This window comes from Streptomyces sp. A3M-1-3, from assembly GCF_024213665.1.
In the GTDB taxonomy this organism is placed as follows: domain Bacteria; phylum Actinomycetota; class Actinomycetes; order Streptomycetales; family Streptomycetaceae; genus Streptomyces.
The window spans coordinates 1-17,358 of record NZ_JANAVP010000056.1; the positions used below are offsets into that span (position 1 = coordinate 1).

At 69.6% G+C, this 17,358-nt stretch carries 11 protein-coding genes and 1 pseudogene; 5 read left to right on the forward strand and 7 right to left on the reverse strand.

Going from position 1 to position 17,358, the window contains the following annotated elements; genetic code table 11:
• Together NLX86_RS33495 and NLX86_RS33500 are read right to left on the reverse strand one after the other, a co-directional pair.
• Positions 1-671 (reverse strand): annotated as a pseudogene (locus NLX86_RS33495) (DNA primase); the annotation flags it as partial.
• 541 nt (positions 672-1,212) lie between these two features.
• Entirely contained in the window at positions 1,213-2,358 is a 1,146-nt protein-coding gene (locus tag NLX86_RS33500; RefSeq protein ID WP_254375600.1) for a ScbA/BarX family gamma-butyrolactone biosynthesis protein, read from the reverse strand.
• Between the two features lie 267 nt (positions 2,359-2,625).
• On the opposite strand from NLX86_RS33500, the gene NLX86_RS33505 reads away from it, so the two are divergent.
• From NLX86_RS33505 to NLX86_RS33525, 5 genes are all read left to right on the forward strand, one after another.
• Positions 2,626-3,321: an HAD family phosphatase gene (locus tag NLX86_RS33505; protein ID WP_254375601.1), complete on the forward strand. Its 696-nt coding sequence runs from the start codon at positions 2,626-2,628 to the stop codon at positions 3,319-3,321.
• Between the two features lie 47 nt (positions 3,322-3,368).
• Positions 3,369-4,136, forward strand: a complete 768-nt coding sequence (locus NLX86_RS33510; protein WP_254375602.1) for a glucose 1-dehydrogenase — start codon at positions 3,369-3,371, stop codon at positions 4,134-4,136.
• Positions 4,137-4,247: 111 nt separating this feature from the next.
• On the forward strand, positions 4,248-5,009 hold the full coding sequence (locus tag NLX86_RS33515) for a ScbR family autoregulator-binding transcription factor (protein ID WP_254375603.1): 762 nt from the start codon (positions 4,248-4,250) through the stop codon (positions 5,007-5,009).
• 181 nt (positions 5,010-5,190) lie between these two features.
• Complete coding sequence (locus NLX86_RS33520) at positions 5,191-5,892, forward strand: AfsR/SARP family transcriptional regulator (protein ID WP_254375604.1); 702 nt, start codon at positions 5,191-5,193, stop codon at positions 5,890-5,892.
• A gap of 200 nt (positions 5,893-6,092) precedes the next feature.
• A complete protein-coding gene (locus NLX86_RS33525; RefSeq protein WP_254375605.1) occupies positions 6,093-7,964 on the forward strand; it encodes a helix-turn-helix domain-containing protein in 1,872 nt (623 codons plus the stop codon).
• Here the strand turns inward: NLX86_RS33525 and NLX86_RS33530 are convergent.
• From NLX86_RS33530 to NLX86_RS33550, 5 genes are all read right to left on the reverse strand, one after another.
• Positions 7,912-9,135 carry a transposase gene (locus tag NLX86_RS33530; RefSeq protein ID WP_254375606.1) on the reverse strand — a complete coding sequence of 408 codons (1,224 nt, stop codon included), beginning with the start codon at positions 9,133-9,135 and terminating at the stop codon, positions 7,912-7,914. The genes NLX86_RS33525 and NLX86_RS33530 overlap by 53 nt on opposite strands.
• Before the next feature lie 239 nt (positions 9,136-9,374).
• A complete protein-coding gene (locus NLX86_RS33535; RefSeq protein ID WP_254375607.1) occupies positions 9,375-10,742 on the reverse strand; it encodes a cyclopropane-fatty-acyl-phospholipid synthase family protein in 1,368 nt (455 codons plus the stop codon).
• A gap of 45 nt (positions 10,743-10,787) precedes the next feature.
• Positions 10,788-11,579, reverse strand: a complete 792-nt coding sequence (locus tag NLX86_RS33540) for an SGNH/GDSL hydrolase family protein (protein WP_254375608.1) — start codon at positions 11,577-11,579, stop codon at positions 10,788-10,790.
• Between the two features lie 226 nt (positions 11,580-11,805).
• Complete coding sequence (locus NLX86_RS33545; RefSeq protein ID WP_254375609.1) at positions 11,806-12,654, reverse strand: AfsR/SARP family transcriptional regulator; 849 nt, start codon at positions 12,652-12,654, stop codon at positions 11,806-11,808.
• A 568-nt stretch (positions 12,655-13,222) separates the two neighbouring features.
• The coding region (locus tag NLX86_RS33550) for a thioester reductase domain-containing protein (protein ID WP_254375610.1) at positions 13,223-17,358 on the reverse strand (4,136 nt) is incomplete at its 5' end.

Genomic DNA, 17,358 nt, shown 5'->3' on the forward strand with positions numbered 1-17,358 from the left:
AGCAGTTCATGCAGAAAGCCGATCACCTCGTGACCGTCGGCGTCATCGCCGAACGTGTCGGTGAGGAATCGATGCCATCGTGGTGTGGGCATGGGCCGGGCGGCCACGCTGGTGGCCCGCGAGTGGTGGTGCTTCTCCGGTTCGGGTGTGGCGAGCTGACCCGTGAAGAGGTCCACCACACCTTCCGGCGTGCACAGTGCGTACGGATCGGCATCGAGCAGAGCCGCGTTGAGCACCATGCCCGGTGCCGACTTGGCCTGCGTCAGCATGGCCTTCATGCCCTGGGTTGACAGTGCGCGACGTCGGTGGCTGCGCAGCCCTGATGAGAGATGACGGCCCAGCGGGTCGTTCTCCGCGAGCGACTCGGCCATCTCGCCGGCGGCCCACAGCACTGTGTCCTCCTCGTCTATCTCCCAGCGGTAGCCGGACCAGCGGTACCAGCCCAGGCCCGGCACGTGACGAAAGTCCCTCCCGTAGAGGGAGACGAACAACTTGGCGTTTCCACGGTCGCTCAGGCTGTCGGGCAACAGCCCGTGGCCGGCGGCCTGCGCTGCCGTGGCCGAGGCGGGCCTGGACTCGGCAGGTATGGCAGCCAGTGGCCCGAGCGTGATCCGCCGGGTCACTCCAGCGGGGTCGAACAACGCTGCGATGGGGCTGGGTGCGTGATTCACGTACGATCCTCCGGAGGAGCGGCGGCCAGCGGCCTGCGCATTCCGCTGTGGATGACCTGGGGGGCGCGGCGCGGCTCGGGATGCGCACGGCCGGCAGCGGCCGGCAGCGCGGTTTCCGCATCTGAGGCCGCCGGCAGCCCGGCCTGCGCGAACCACACTCCGGAACCGCGCTGCCGGCTCCACCAGGACCGGATCCGGGCGTTGCCGGAGGTCCCGGCCTGAAGACCGCGGCACCAGCGACCGGCGGAAACCGCACACGGAGCCGCGGTAACGGTGCGCCTGGCTCCGGGAACTGGAACAGTTGGCCGCTGATGTCTTGCGCTGCGGTGTCAGCGGATGCACGGGCCGGCCCGGGGTGGTGCACCTGTGCGCCATCTCTGTCAGCAGCCCCTGTCGCTCCGAGTCCTCGGTCACCAAGTGCGCTGAGTGGCTGCCGTAAGTCCCCAGCCCGGAAAGCACGCCTGCACCCTTCGGCGACGAAGCGCTCGTCCTGTCCGCAGGAGTTCGTGCAGGGGAAGCACTGCTGATCCAGAACGCACCGTCACACACCTGAGGTGGTGACGGTTGCAGTGAAGACCGTCTCGCCGTCCTGATGACCGGTGACCCGGAGGATCCCCTCGGATGCCGGGGAATCCGACAGACCGGGCTCGGCCTCGATCCAGCACGGGCTGCCGAACTCCGCGTACCGGTGGAACGTGCAGTCGACGGAGACGGGGAGTACGCCCGTGTGCTTGGGTGCGAGGGCCACGGAGGCCTGGCGGGCCGCTTCCAGCAGCACCATGCCCGGTATGTGGTCACCGGGGTGGTCGAAGAGCACAGGATGGCGTGTGTTGACTCTCAGTTGCCACGATTGCCGCTGGCCGGAGGGGGACAGGACGACGTCGAATTCCGAGAGCCGGCCGACGCGCGCCGGGGGGACGGGAGGCGACTGCCGCAAGGGGGCAGGCTGGCCGGACAGTTGACGGGCACGCAGCCGGCGGTACACCGTCGGGGAGGTGCAGGTGTAGCCGGCCCCTCCGGTGGCGATCGTCTGATCCGAGTGGCGGATGACGACCTCGTAGCGCAGTTCAGTGAGCTGCGTGCCGCGCTTGCGGACTTCGGTGCAGGTGACGTCCAGATCCAGGGTGGCCGGTGCATCTCCGATGACGAGGCGCGCCGGCGACACAGAGTAGTGGAGCCCCCACATCAGGAAATGATGCCCGAGCGGTACATCGAACGCAGCGTGCGCGAGTAGCGCTCCCACCTGGCGAATCGTTTCTGCAGCGAGCATCGGATCGTAGTGACTGCCGGAGACGGGAGTGAAGAAGCTGTGTCCGCGGGGCCATTGGGCCGATACGGAGTAGTGTGCGTCGTCCGATCGGCTCCAACCGGTGAGGAAGACCTCGGCGACTGCGGCGCGGTGGACGAACTCCCTTGGCACTGTGGTCAGCCAGTTCCCGCGCCGAGCCGAGCAGCTACAGGCCGTGGGCGGTGAGTCCGGAGTGCGGTCGGCCGGTACGAGGGTCTGGATCACGGAACCCCTTGAGATCTTGGCCGAAAGTAACAGCTTCTCGCCCGAGGCAAAGACATACTTTCGGGTCTGGTTGGCATTGGGAGCATTACCTACCGAGCGTTTGGCCGGGCAGTAGGAGCGCACGTTGTCAATGCGGAATTGTTCCTCCGCTACTGTCAGTGCGCACTTGGCCACGCCCTCGATCGCGCCTATGATCGCCCAGGTCAGAGCATATGCACAAGGCGTTCAACTACTCGAATGCCCCGGGGTGCCCTCTGATCGGCCGCACAGCAAACAGGCCAGGTGCGAGCACCCATCGTTGATCAGGTATCTTTCCGCTGCCCGCAACATGCGTACCTGCAGGTTTCTTCGGGGGTACGTGCACGTCCAGCGGCGGCAGGCGCATGTCAGACGAACGGCTCGATCACCATCAACCGGCTAGCTCGGCCATTGGGAGACCCAGTGCAACCACTGCAACGCCTGCGGCTCGCCGCCGTGAACATCGACGGAGTCCTCCTCAGCGATACTTTCAGCCCGGTGATCCATCGCTTCGTCACCAGCCGCGGCGGCCGATACGACGCCGCGGTGGAGCGGGAGATCTTCTCTCAGTCGCAGATGACGGCCGCCACGGCTCTCGGGGCCGCCGCCGGCGTCACCTGGCCCCCGGAGCAGGTCCTGAAGACCTACTTCGAGGAGCGGGCCGAGTATCTGGCGGGCAACCCGCTGCACGTCCTCGACGGAGCGGTTGACCTGCTCCTCCTGCTGCGCCGTCTCGGGCTGAGCGTGGTGTGCTACGGCGGCCTGGAGAAGACCCACTTCGACCGTTATCTCGGCGAGCGGGCGAGCCTCTTCGACGGCCCCAAGTACATCTGCACCAACGACTTCCGCCCGGGGATCCGCGAGATCGCCGTGGAGGCCTTCGGGCTCGGCTTCGATCAGGCGGTCTTCATCGACGACGTCGCCAGGGTCGCCGAAGCCGCGAAGGCACTCGGCGTGCCGTTCATCGGCCACCCCAGCAGCTTTGAACACGGCTTCCAGGCGCAGTTGATGCGCGCGGCGGGAGTACGGCACCTCGTCCGCTCGCTGCCGGAGATCGACGAGGCCCTGCTGTGCATGGTCGATGCAGAGGCCGCTGCCGGACGCGTCTGGACCGGCTGAACCCGCCCGCACCGAACTGTCTCATCCCATCGAGAGGGGACTCACACATGACCAAGGACCGCCTGCTGGACGGCAGGGTCGCCCTGATTACCGGAGCCAGCAGCGGCATCGGGGCCGCCGCAGCACGGGTGTTCGCGCGTGAGGGCGCCAAGGTCGTCCTTGCCGCACGCCGCGAGGACAGGCTCAAGACGCTCGTCGAGGAACTGCGCTCCGCGGGGGCCGAGGCGGAGTACGTCGTCGCCGACATGACCCAGTCGCAGGACACGGCCGCGGCCGTGGCGTGCGCGGTGGAGCGGTACGGAAGGCTGGACGCGGCCTTCAACAACGCCGGCTACGGAGTCGGACGCACGCCGCTCCATTTGATGGGTGACGACCTCTACGACCAGATCATGGACGTCAACGTGCGAGGAGTGTGGAACTGCCTGCGGGACGAGGTCACAGCGATGCTCGAAACAGGCGGCGGCTCGATCGTCAACAACAGCAGTGTCGGCGGGCTCCTGGCGACGCCGGTGGCAGCGCCCTACGTGGCCTCCAAGCACGCGGTCATCGGTCTGACCAAGGCGGCAGCGGCTGAGTACGCGGCCCAGGGGATCCGCGTCAACGCGGTGGCCCCGGGCACCACCCGCACCGAGGTGGTGGGGGAGTGGTTCGCACAGAACCCCGGAATCGAGGAGGCGCTCCACCAGGCGACCCCGCAGCCGCGGACCGCGGAGCCGGAGGAGATCGCGGAGGCCGCCGCCTGGCTGTGCAGCCACCGGGCCTCCTTCGTCACGGGGATCACCATGCCGGTGGACGGTGGCTTCACCATGGTGTGAAGCTGATGGTCAGACCTGGTGCGTGACATATTCCCCACCTGGCCCGATGCCGCCGGCGCGCGAGGGGTCGCGGCAGCAGGACGACGGGGGACGAGAGGAACGGAGCGTCCAATGGCCAAGCAGGACCGCGCAGTACGAACCCGCAAGGCGATTTTGGAGGCAGCTGCCAGAGTCTTCGAAGAGCACGGGTACGAGGCGTCCAAAATCACCGATATCGTCAAGATCGCCCAAGTCACCAAGGGTGCGCTCTACTTCCACTTCGATTCGAAGGAAGATCTGGCGCAGGCGGTGATGGACGCGCAGGTCCTGCTGACTCCGACACATACGCCGCAGATACTCAAGGCCCAGGAGTTCGTGGATGTCGGTATGGTCTTCTCCCACCGGCTCACCCATGACCCGATTATGCGCGGCAGCGCCCGGCTCACCCTGGAGCAGACAAGGACAGAGTTGGCCCGCGGAGGCCCCTACCAGGGCTGGATCGAGATCAATGCCAGCATCCTGAGAGAGGCGAAGGACCGTGGGGAACTGCTCCCCCACGTGAACCCGACAGCGACGGCGCGGCTTGTCGTCGGCGCATATGCCGGTCTCAATCTGATGTGCAACGCGCTGAGGAGCGGGTCAGACCTGGACTGCGAAGTCTCGGAGCTCTACTGCCACGTGATGCCGAGCGTGACGGTGCCGGCGGTCATGGCCCTGCTCGACACACGACCCGGACGCGGCGCTCGGGTACTCGCGGCGGCGGAGGCCGATGGCAGTGAGCCGGCCGCCGACGACGCCCCGTGCGGGTGCCGGCCCGAGGCCGCCTCGCAACTGCCCGCTTCGACGCAGCGCAATGCCGCGGCAATGACTCCGCGAGTCCCGCCCTTCGGGTAGGACTCAGGTCTTCGCGCTCACCAGCATGCCACAGACTCGCCGTAGCCATCGACTCCGTGACCGCCGGTCACTTCCCGTTGCCTCTGTGCGGTGAGCGCCCTAAAAAAAACTTCCCGGTACTCTCTTTCTGTGCGGGTTTCCCCCTGTGGGCGAGCCCGTCGGCCACAGGGGGAGGGCAATAGTGGACATCGACGTGCTCGGCGGGCTCCAGGTCCTGGAGAACGGCGTGCCCCTCGCGCCGGCAACGCCCGAGACGCTGCAGGTCCTTGCCATGCTGGCCGCCCATCCGGACCAGGTGGTCCCGGTCTCCATGCTCGCCGAGGAGCTGCTGACGCACGCTCCGGCCGAGTACACGCGCTCGGTCCTGCACAGCTGCGTACGCCAGCTGCGGGAACTGCTGGCGGCGGCACTGGGCCGCGCCGCCGGGTCGGACCGTACTCCGGAGACCGTCCTGGTCGCCCTGCCGGGGGGGTACCTGCTCGACAGCGGAGGCGGAAGGATCGATCTGCACGAGTTCATGCGCGACACCGGTGCCGGCTACCGGTCCATGGCGCTGGGGGACTTCGAGAACGCGGCCCGCCGACTGCGCAGCGCTCTCGGCCTGTGGCGGGGTCCGGCATTCGACGGCGTAATCGCGGGCAAGCGGCTCGCCGAACGCATCGCCGCCCTGGAAGAGGCAAGGCTGTCCATACTCGACCAGTGGGTTGAAGCCGAGCTTGCCCTGGGCCGGCAGCGCGAACTCCTTTCGGAACTCGCGGCGCTGACTGCCCAGCACCGCACCCAGGAGAACCCGCACGGCCACTACACGGCGGCGCTGCAGCGCTCCGGACGGCGAGCCGAAGCCGTCGGAGCCCACCGGACGCCGTACCGCTACAGCACCTGACGTCAGGCACGCTCGCGGAAGGCCGCTTGCATTCAAGCGATTCCCGCTGAGTGTGAGCCGGCGCACGGAGCCGGGGATCCGTACAACGGTGGGTTGGTCGCATCCGGCCACCGCGGCCAGCCAGGCTCACTTGACCAGCCAATAAGTGGGATCTAGGTTCGATAGCGGTGGCTTGTTCTCGACAGGTGGGGGAACTCGGCATGGTGCCGGATGTCGTTTCCGACGGTTCTGGCACGACCACGGTGCTCGAGCCGGGAGAGACTGGGGAACTGGCTCAACCGGTCGATCTCGCGCGGGCCGTACCGCTGTCGGGGGACCGCCGGCGGCAGCACGAGGCCGCTCTCCCGGACCACGTCGACACCCTGCTCGGAGTGATCACAAGGAGTGCCCGGCGGCTGCTCAACCTCGACGTGGCCTACGTAAGCCTCAACCGGCCGGACGGCAGCGCTTACATCTGCGCCTCGGAAGGCGAGACAACCGCACTCGCCGTGGGGCGCGATGCGGCCGGCGGCCCGAGCATGGGCAGCCTCGCCCAGGAGAGTCAGCTGCCCGTCTGGAGCGCGGACTACCTCAACGACGAAACCGTCCCCCATTCTCCCGCCTTTGACGACGTCGTACGGGCGGAAGGCCTGCACGCCGTGATCGCCGTCCCGCTGTGCCACGGGGAATCCGCGTTCGGCGCGCTCCATGGTGCCCGCCGGGAAGCGCACCACTTCTCACCGGGCGAGGTTGACGTCCTGACCTGTCTCGCCGACCTCGCCATGGCAGACATCGAGAGGGCGAGTCTCCTGGGGCAGATCAGGGACGAGTTCGCTGAACCGGAGCACGAGAAGTCCCGGACCAGGGCCACCCTCACCCGGGTCCGGTACCTGTGGGAGGCTCATGCCCGACTGGGCGGCCTGGTCCTCGACGGTGCCGGCCTCCAGACTGTCGCCCGGGCTGCGGCCGATGCGCTCGACGGCGTCCTGGAGGTCCGCGACCCGGGCGGGAGGCCGCTGACGGCCGTGGTCGAACTGCCGGGCGTTGATGAGGAGGCCGTCACCAAGGCGGCTTTTGAGGCGCACACGAACCGCCGTCCCGTGGGGCTGCCCGGAGACATCTGGGTCTCACCGATGACCGCGGGAGCCGAGGACCTGGGAGTGATCGTGCTGCGCGCCGCTGCCACGCTCACCGGCGAGGACCTACGTCTGCTGCACCTCGCCGCCCAGTCCATTGCGACACTGCTGTTGCTCCAGCGCGGTACCGCCGCGGCCGAGGGGCCGATGCACGATGAACTCCTGCACGACCTCCTCAACGGCCCTCACCGCTCCGAAGTTCACCTGTCGGAACGCGCTCGCCGACTCGGTATAGACGTGGAAGCCCCTCATGTCGTCGTCGTCGCCCGTCCCGAGGGCGGCGATCTCGGCAAGGCAGTCGCCTGGGCGTCCTCGTACGCCTACCGGATGGCAGGCCTCAAGGGAGTGTGTCGGGGGTGCATCGTGTTTCTTCTGCCCGGCGCCGACGCGTCGGTGGCCGGGCGGACCGTGTCCGGCGGGCTGTCACCGCTGCTCGGACACCCGGTCTCCATCGGTGCGGCCGGCCCCGCCAACAGCGCGGTGTCGGTGGCCCGTGTCTACGAAGAGGCCGTGCGCTGCCTGGACGCCCTGACCGCGCTCGGCGGCACCGGATCCACAGCGTCCTTGCAGGAGCTCGGATTCCTCGGTCTCCTGCTGTCCGCGGACCACGACGTCGACACGTTCATCAGGTCGACCATCGGCCCCGTCCTGGACTACGACACCAGCCGCCTCACCGATCTGGCCAAGACCCTCGAGGCCTACTTCGAATCCGGCGGCAGCCCCACCCACGCCGCTGAGGCCCTCCACGTCCACCCGAACACCGTGGCCCGGCGGCTGGAACGGATTACGGACCTGCTCGGACCGCAATGGCAGAAACCGGGCCCGGTACTCGAGGTCCAGATGGCGCTGCGCCTGCGTAAGACACGGGGTGTTCTGAATGAGATGCGCAGGACCTCAGGTCAGCTCAAGGAGCCGAGGCGTAGCAAGGGGCCGGAGCCGACTGGGACGGCCGGCTGAGCGACCACGCCGCGTGCGCCACGGAAGCCATCGTGACGTGCCGGTGCCAACCGTGCAGCGAGCGGCCGGCGAAGTCGCGCAGGCCGACGTCCTGGATGCTGTGCGAGGCCGCCAGCGACACCCGGCGGACCTGCTTCGTCAGCCGCAGCAGCGAGCCGCAGTGCGCCCGGGTGAGGTCGGTGAGCCACAGCCGCGACGGCAGCCGCCGCGGGTCGGACCACTCGCCCATGAGCAGCAGCGGACTGAGACGGGTAGGCGGCTGGTTGGGCAGCATGACGAGCACGGCAACCACGAGTGAGCTGCGGCGCATCATGGAACGGGCCGGATCGAACCACTCGGCGGGGCGCCGGAGCGCCGTCACGGACTGCAGAATCTCCCGGGCGGGCAGCGCCCCGGCGCCGTAGCCGGGCAGCGCGGGGTCCGCCACCCTCAGCTGGGTCGCCGCGTTCACCCCGGCAATCACCGGAAGCCCAGCCTGCGCGAACCTGTCCGTCATCGTGCTCGTCCTGACGCCCTGGCCGTCCAGGAGAACCGGCCTCTTCGGCATGCCCCACTGACGCACCGTGTCCAAGACCGTGGTGGCCGCGCACTCCTCCAGCGTCTCGCTCTGCGCGGCCTCCGGGGCGCCCCCCGGATCGATCTCCTCCTCGGGCGCCAGGTCGGGCAGGAACAGCCGCCAGCTCACCGGTGAGACCACCTCCTCGGACGTGAACCAGAGGCCGAACGCCTGCTGGCCGTGGAACATCTGACCGAGGCGCGGGTCGAGACGGCGGCCCACACCCACCGAATGGCCGCCGCTCTTGGGAATCGCCATCGGCTGCACGACCCACGCGGTCAGCGGGGCGGCTGCCTCCAGGTACTGCGCAAGCGACGCACGGATCGGCTTCCAGTCCCAGGTGGAATTGGCGATGAAGTGATGCAGGCTCTGATCCGCGGCGGGGCTGCCGATCTGGGCGGCGATGTTCCGTATCGACTTGCGGCCCCGGGTCGCGAGCAGTCCCCTGACGTACTGCTTGCCCTTCTCCCGCTGATCTCTCCGCCGGAGCGACGTGAAGACCGACGCGCAGAGATCGTCAACCACCTCGTCGATCGGAGCACGGACGGCCTCCGGTCGGGACGGGTCATGGCCCGTCCCGACGACGGCCGGTCCGCTGTGTTCAACTGCTCTCACCACATACCCCCTTGGATGATCGACCGCAGGCCAACCATCCGTCCTCGAGTCATGCTGGTGGGAGGTGCTCCGGACACCCTGACCGGGGTGGATCGCGGTGGGGGCGCCACCGCACTCCGGCGGACTCGAGGTGGTAGACACGCCGGCCGCTGACGTGACCGCCCGCATCACGCCGCACCCGGGATCAAACAGGGTGCTCATCCCCGGTGCAGCGGGTGTCTTCGGCGGGCTCCGCGGTTCTACGGCTCCGTACGCGCAGGAGGCGTCGTGTGCTGCGGCAGGGCTTTCGGTTCCTGCCATGTGCCGCGCACCAGCGGCATGCCGGACGCGCCGCCGGACGCGGTCCGTACGGCCAGGACCTGGTTGACGCCGATCCTGTTCTGCTCGAACGCGAGCGCAGATGCGGCCATGTAGAGCCGCCAGACACGGGCCCGGCCCGGTGTGGTGAGCCGGACCGCCTCCGCCCAGTGCGTCTGGAGGTTCTCGACCCAGGCGCGGAGCGTCAGCGCGTAGTGCTCGCGGATGGCTTCCACGTCCCGGACCTCGAAGTCCGCGCTCTCCAGGAGCGACACGGTTGTGCCGACGGGCGACAGTTCCCCGTCGGGGAAGACATAGCGGTCGATGAACTCGTCCACCCGGTAGCTGTTCTCGTCCGCCAGCGGGCGGCGGGCGATCTGGTGGTTCAGCAGCCGCCCGCCGGGCCTCAGCAGCCGATGCAGCACATCGGCGTACGCCCGGTACTGCGCCGATCCGACATGCTCGGCCATCCCTATCGACGAGATCGCGTCGTACGGTCCGTCCTCGATCTCCCGGTAGTCCTGCACCCGGATCTCCACCCGGTCCGCCAGGCCCGCGTCGGCGACACGCTTGCGCGCGAGGTCGGCCTGTTCGACGGATACCGTCACGCCGGTGGCGCTCACCCCGTAGTGCTCGACGGCGTGGATGGCCATGGAGCCCCACCCGCAGCCCACATCGAGCAGCCGCTGTCCCGGGCGGAGTGCGAGCTTGCGGCAGATCAGGTCGAGCTTGGCGCGCTGGGCTTCCTCCAGGCTTGCATCCGCGCCGCCCGAACTGTCCCAGTAGCCGCACGAGTAGACCATCGACGGCCCGAGCACGAGCGAGTAGAAGTCGTTGCCCACGTCGTAGTGGTGACTGATCGAGGAGCGGTCGCGCCGCAGGCTGTGAAGTGCACCGCGGCGCCGGACCGCTTCCTCCGGCGGTACTGCCGGAGGAAGCCCGGGGCCGGCGAGCGCCAGCAGCCCGGCGGCCAGGCGCACGTCCATGGTGAGCAGAGCGCTGAGGGAGTGTCGCACGGTGGTGCGCCGGCCCGCGTCCGCGTCGCGTTCCCAGGCGACTCCGGTGAGGTGGTTCAGCGCGTCGTACAGGTCGCCCTCGATGTCGATCTCGCCGGCCACCCAGGCGCGGGCGAGGCCGAGTTCGCCGGGGTGCCGCAGCAGACGGTGCAGGGCCCGCCGCTCGCGGACCACCAGGACGGGGGTGTCCCGCGGTCCGGCTTCGCTGCCGTCCCAGGCGCGGACGCGCAGCGGCAGCGGGCTGCCGAGCGCCCGGCTCACCAGGTCGGTCAGGCGTTGTGCCTTGGAATGCATGAAGTCATCTCCTCGCCGTAGCGGTGACGTGTTCGGTCCGGGTGGTCACAGCGGCAGCAGGTCCGGCCGCTTGGGTTCGACCTGGTCACCGGAGGATTCTCCGCGCAGGTGGCGGGCGACCCAGGGCAGGAAGTGTTCGCGGGCCCAGTGGATGTCGTCGCTCAGCGCGGCCCGGGGCTGGGGGCGCGTTCCGGACCGCCGCAGCGGATCGGCCACGGCGGGCACATCCAGGCCGAGCACGTGGGCGGCGCGGAGCGCGACGTGGGCGTGGCCCACGGGGGACAGGTGCAGCCGGTCCTCGTGCCATGCCCGGCGGTCCTGCACCGTTCGCAGCGACCACAGGTCGACCACCGGGCAGTCGTACCGGTCGGCGATGGACCTCACGTGCGCCGTGTATGTGGCGATCCTTCCCCGCAGATGGCGCAGCAGCGGAATGCCGCGGGTATCGAATCCCGTGAACAGCAGGACGGTGCCGGCACAGGACACGAGGTCCGCGACCGCCGCCTCGAGACGCACAGCGATGGAGTCCGGGTCGCCGCCCGGGCGCAGGATGTCGTTGCCGCCGGCGCAGAAGCTCACCAGATCGGGTGCGAACTCCTTGGCCCGTGGCACCTGTTGCTCGATGATCTGGTCCAGTAGCCGGCCACGGACAGCAAGGTTCGCGTAACGCAGCTCATGGCCGGGCCGCTGGCCGGCCAGCATGGCGGCGAGACGGTCGGCCCAGCCGATGAGCGCCCCGTCGCGTGCGGGATCTCCGACACCCTCGGTGAAACTGTCACCGACAGCCGCGTAAGAACCAATGAGACCTGCGCCACCGGCGGTCGAACCTACTGTCACGTCAGTACAACTCTCAGACTTGTGCCGCGCCCTTCGCCGCGAGCCGACGGACGGAGGGGCACAGGGCAGAACCGCGGCTCGGGGGGAAGACGCGGCCTGCCCCGTGCTCCTCGTTCCGTGATCGTCGGCGGTTCTCCGGGCCGAGGTCAAAGGGCCCGAGCCGAATCTGTCAGATGGCGGGCGCAGACTCCCCACCCGTCGGCGAAGGCGGTGTGCCCGGGGCCGGTCAGTCCAGGGCCGCCATCGACAACGGGGTCACTGCCGCCCCCTGCTGCGGCGCCACTCTCAGGACACCCGCGGGCCGGGGGCCGAGGACCTCGCGCTGAAGCCGCTGGAGGTCCGCAGACGGATCAAGGCCCAGTTCGCTGCGCAGGATCCGTCGTAGTTCGCGGTAGGCACTAAGCGCCTCGGCACGGCGTCCGCAGTGGTGCAGGATCGCGATGAGCTGGCCGTGGAACCACTCATTGAAGGGGTAGTCGTGGACCAGGGAGCGCAGTTCCGGGAGGATCTCGCGCCGGTGGCCGAGCCGGATCTCGGTCTCGATGCGCAGCTCCAGTGCCCGTACGCGCAGCTCGTCGAGGTAGACGACGCGTCCCGCGAGCACTGGGCCGGTCGGAACGTTGGACAGGACGGGGCCGCGCCACAGCGCCAGGGCCTCCCGGAGGCGGCGGGAGGCGAATTCGGTGCGGCCGGCCTTCAGGTCCGCGTCACCGCTCACCACAAGGCGTTCGAAGGCGGTGGTGTCGATCGCCTCTTCGTCGATCTGCAGCAGGTAGCCCGGCGGACGTGTGATCAGGGTGGGGCGGCCGGGGGCGGCGGCATGCCTGGGGCCGGCAGCGGTGCCATGGGCAAGAAGGCGGTGGCGGACATGGTGAATGTACGTCTGCACAGTGGCGAGGGCCTTGCCCGACGGGTTGTCGCCCCAGAGTTCCCGGATTAGGGTGTCGGCCGTGACTGTTTCGTTCGGTCTGCTGAGCAGGAGAGCCAGTGTCTGACAGACCTTGGGCGTGCCGGGGATGCAGATCTCGCCGTCGTCAGTGATGATCTCGAAAGGCCCGATGAGGTTGAACCTCATGGCAAACACTCCCGTTCCCGGCGTCAGACTGCCCGGGTCATGACGTCCTGAAGTGGGGCGGTTCAGGCTGTCCTTCCGAAGTTGACGCCGCCGACTGTGGCATACGGCTTCGGTGTTCCTCCATGGGCCTCTTGCGGGTATGTCACTTTACTGAACGGTAGATTTGTTTCCTGGGACGGCTGGCCCTCTTCACCTCCCAGGGCCCGTTGCCACCCGACAGCAGGGCGATCAACACGTGTGCCAGTGCGGCGACTTCGGTTGAGTGCGGAGCGCCGCGCGTGATGCGCCACGATCCGGCCCTCAGCAGGTGCTGCACTTGCGGCGCGCTCTGACTCGCCGCGCTCATCGTGGTTGGCCTCCGTGCCTCCACCGCACTCACGCTCCCCTGGCCGGACAGACTCCGCGGTGCCGAGTGCGGTGGGGCGCAGCAGGCGCGTACCAGACTGGCAGGGACCGATTGAGCCTTGCTTGAAGAACCCCTGTGGTCCAGGACTTCGGCTGATCCGAGACCGGGGCGACGCCGCAAGGGCTGGGGCGCAGGCGCGCGCCCCAGCCCTGTCAGGTGCAGTCAGTGCCAGCCGCGAACCCCGGCCGCTGCACCCCTTCCCTGCACGTGGGGAGGCGCCGGAAAGTGGCCGGCTTCGACGAAGAACTCGACGTACTTCTCGAAGAGTTCCCGGGACAGCGGCGGGCACACGATACCGGTGGCCGCGAGTGCCGTGTCCGTGCCGGTGCTGTCCATGGGCGGGTAGAAGGCGTCGGTGTCCGACGTCATCATCTCGAAGGCGTGGAGCAGCGGAACGATGGCGTTGTCCCGGTCCCTCTCGACCGCCTCCCGCCAGGAGCCCCACTCGGACTCGGTGAGCAGGTAGCCGAGTCCGCGCAGGTGTTCCGCGCACTCCTTCAGCGTCAGTGACGTCGGGTTGAAGAGGTGGAAGGTACGCCCGGAGGACTCCGGCTGCCGCGAGATCGCGGTGATCGCCGAACTGACGTAGTCGACCGGCAGCAGGTGGAAGCGGCCGCCGGAGACAGCCGGGACGGACTGGGCCTGGAGGATGCCCTTGAGGCTCAGCCAGACGAAGTCCCTGGTCTGGCAGGCGCCGTTCTGCTGGTCGCCGGAGATCACATCGACGCGGTAGACCGAGGCCGGCAGGCCCCGTTCCCGGGCCGCCTCGATGAGTTGTTCCGCAACCCACTTGCTCTGCAGATAGCCTGAGGGAAGCGCCTCGGCCGGCCCGGTGGGGTCGGTGACCTTGAGCGGAACGCCCTCCTCCCGCACCCCGTCGAAGACGCCGACGGTCGAGACATAGTGAACCGGTACGGTGCGGTGGCGTGCTGCCAGGCGGAGCACTTCCTCCGTGCCCGTCACGTTCGCCGTCCTCAGCGAGGTGTACGGGTGCAGCCAGTGGACGTGCGCTCCGTTGTGGTAGACGACGTCGACGATCCTGGACAGCTCGTCGAAGCGTTCCGGAGTCAGGCCCAGCCGGGGCTCGGCGAGGTCGCCGACGAGGATTGACAGCCGCTCGGGGTCCACCTCGTCCCAGACCTTGTACCACTCCATGTTCGCGCGCAGCCGCTCCAGCGCCGCCGTCTCGTCGGCGCCGCGGACCAGGCAGTGCACCCTGGCCGTGGTCGTCCGCATCAGGTCGCGCAGCAGGAAGGCGCCGAGGAAGCCGCTCGCACCCGTGAGCAGGACTTCGCCAGGTTCTTCCGCCACCGTGCGCACTTCTGCGGCAGGCCGGATGTCGTCCGCGAGCCGGATCTCCGCCTGGAAGTCGACCACCGGTGCCGCCGGGGTCCCGCCGTCGCCCGGCGCCGTCAGCCTCTCTGTACGGAGGTACGTGGCCAACTCACCCGGGGTCGGGTGGTCGAAGACCAGGGTGGCGGGCAGCCTGGTACCGGTGACGGCGTCCAGCCGGTTGCGCAGCTCGACGGCGGTCAGCGAGTCGAAGCCCAGTTTGGAGAAGGGCTGGTCGTCGCTGATGCCGCTGGTCCCGGAGTACCCCAGCACGGCGGCGGCCTCCGTGCACACCAGGTCGAGGACCAGTCGGTGCTGCTTCTCCTCGGACAGTCCGGCCAGCCGTCCGGACAGCGAGCCGGTGACCGGGTCGGAGTTTTGCGCCGTACGCCGCGACGGGGTGCGGACCAGGCCGCTCAGCAACGGCGGGATCGTGGCAGGCTGGTGCAGAAGCGGCGTCAGGTCCAGCGGGGTGGCGACCAGCGCCGGCTGCCCGAGGCCCAGTGCTGCATCCAGCAGCGCGGCGCCGCGGTCCTGCGGAACAGGGAGGAAACCACTGCGGGCGATCCGCCTGAGGTCGGTCTCGTCCAGGTGACCGCTCATGCCGCCGGACTGTTCCCACAGGCCCCAGGCGATCGAGGTAGCGGGCAGCCCCTTGGACGCCCGGTGCTGCGCCAGGGCGTCCAAGTATGCGTTGGCGGCAGCGTAGTTGGACTGTCCGGGACCGCCGACCACCGCGGCGATGGACGAGAACAGCACGAACGCCGTCACGGGCAGCTCGCGGGTCAGTTCGTGCAGGTGCCAGGCCGCGTCCACCTTGGGCCGCAGCACCGCGTCCAGCCGCTCGGGAGTCAGCGCGGTGATCAGACCGTCGTCCAGGGCGCCGGCGGCGTGCACGACACCGGTCAGCGGATACTCGGCGGGGATGTCCGCGAGGACCCGGGCAAGGCCTTCCCGGTCCGATGCGTCGCAGGCTGCTACGGTCACCCGGGCCCCGAGCGCGGTGAGTTCGGCCTCCAGCTCCGAGACCCCGGCAGCCGCGCGGCCTCGGCGGCTGGTGAGCAGGAGGTGCCTGACACCGTGCTCGGCGACCAGGTGCCGGGCGAAGAGCGAGCCCAGGCTGCCGGTGCCGCCGGTGATCAGGACGGTGCCCTCAGAGCTCCATACGCCCGCACCGGCGTCGTTCGCGGCCGGGGCGAGGCGGGTCAGCCGGGGCACGAGGACCTCGCCGCCGCGCACGGCCGACTGCGGCTCACCGGAGAGCGCAACTGCCGCCAGGAGCTCCGCGGGAGTGCCGACGCCGGCATCGGACAGCACGATCCGGCCGGCGTGCTCCGACTGCGCCGAGCGCAGCAGACCCCAGACCGCGGCGCCGCCCAGGTCCACGACGTCTGCGCCCGTCGGGGACACGGCGCCTGAGGTGGTCACCACCAGCCGGGAAGCTTCGAGCCTTTCGTCGGCCAGCCAGTCCTGGACGAGGGCCAGCACGCGCTGGACGGACGCCCGCACGGCCTCGGGCCGTTCGCCGGCCCGGACCGGTTCCAGCCGGACGATCACCGCGTCGACCGGTTCCCCCGCGTCGACGGCCTTGGCCACGGCCGCCGCGTCGCTGAAGGACCGTCCGCCCGATTCTGCGGTCCCGAGCACGGCCCACCGGATGTCCCCGGTGGGGCGGAGTGGGGCGACAGGCGTCCAGCCGACCTGGAACAGCGAGTCATGGTGCCGGGCCAGCGCCTTGGCCAGTTCACCGGCGTCGACCGGCCGGGTCTGCACCGTGTCCACCGTGGCGACAGGCTGCCCGCTCAGGTCCGCGAGCCGTACTGAGACGGCGCCCTCGCCCGCCGGGGCGATCTGCACGCGCAGCGCCGTGGCGCCGGTCGCGTACAACCGGACACCGCGCCAGACGGCGGCCAGCTGGGCCGAACCCTCTGCGCCGCCGCTCAGCGTGCCGGTGAGGAAAGCCGGTTGCAGCGCGGAGTCGAGCAGCCCCGGGTGCAGCACGAAGCCTGCCGGATCGGCGTCGGTGGGCAGGCGCACTTCGGCGAACAGCTCCCTGCCCTGCTGCCAGGCGGACATCAGCCCGCGGAACGGCGGCCCGTACGACAGGCCCATCTCGGCGAGCCGCTGGTACGCCTCGCCGAGAGCCAGCTCATCGGCACCCGTCGGCGGCCAAGCCGTCAGCGCAACCGGGGCGCCCGGGCCCGCCGTACTCAGCCTGCCGTGCGCGTACACGGTCCAGGGTGCGTCGGTGCCGTCGGGACGGCCGTGCACGGTGACCGTGCGGCGGCCCGCGTCGTCAGGAGTGCTCACCGCCACCTGGACCTGGAGGCTCCCCCTGGCGGGCAGGACCATGGGCATGGGGGCGGTCAGCTCGTCGAGCACCGCGGCACCGAACTCGTCGCCCGCCCGGATCACCAGTTCCACCAGGGCGGAGGAGGGCAGGACGGGTGAGCCGAGGACGGTGTGGTTCGCCAGCCACGGGTGGGTGTGCAGCGAGACGCGGTTGGTGAACAGTGCTGCGTCGGACCCGGCGACGGGGACCCTCGTGCCGAGCAGCGGATGGCCGGTCCGGGTCAGGCCCAGGCCGCCGGCGTCGGCTGCGGCAGAGGTGGACTCCAGCCAGTAGCGCTCGCGCTGGAAGGGGTAGGTGGGCAGGGCGACGCGCCGGGCGCCGCTGTCGGCGAAGAACGCCGTCCAGTCCACCGGCACACCGCGGTTGTACGCCTGGCCGAGACCGGCGAGCAGCGCCTCCGGCTCGGGCCCCTCGCGGCGCAATAGGGCCACGGCGCCTTGGGCGCCTTGGAAGGTCTGGGCGGCCAGGGCGGTGAGCACTGCGTCGGGGCCCAGTTCGATGAACGTGCTGACGTTCAGGCCGGCCAAGGTCTGCAGGGCGTCGGCGAAGCGGACGGTGCCGCGGACCTGGGCCACCCAGTAGTCGGCGGTGCGCAGTTCCTCACCTTCGGCCA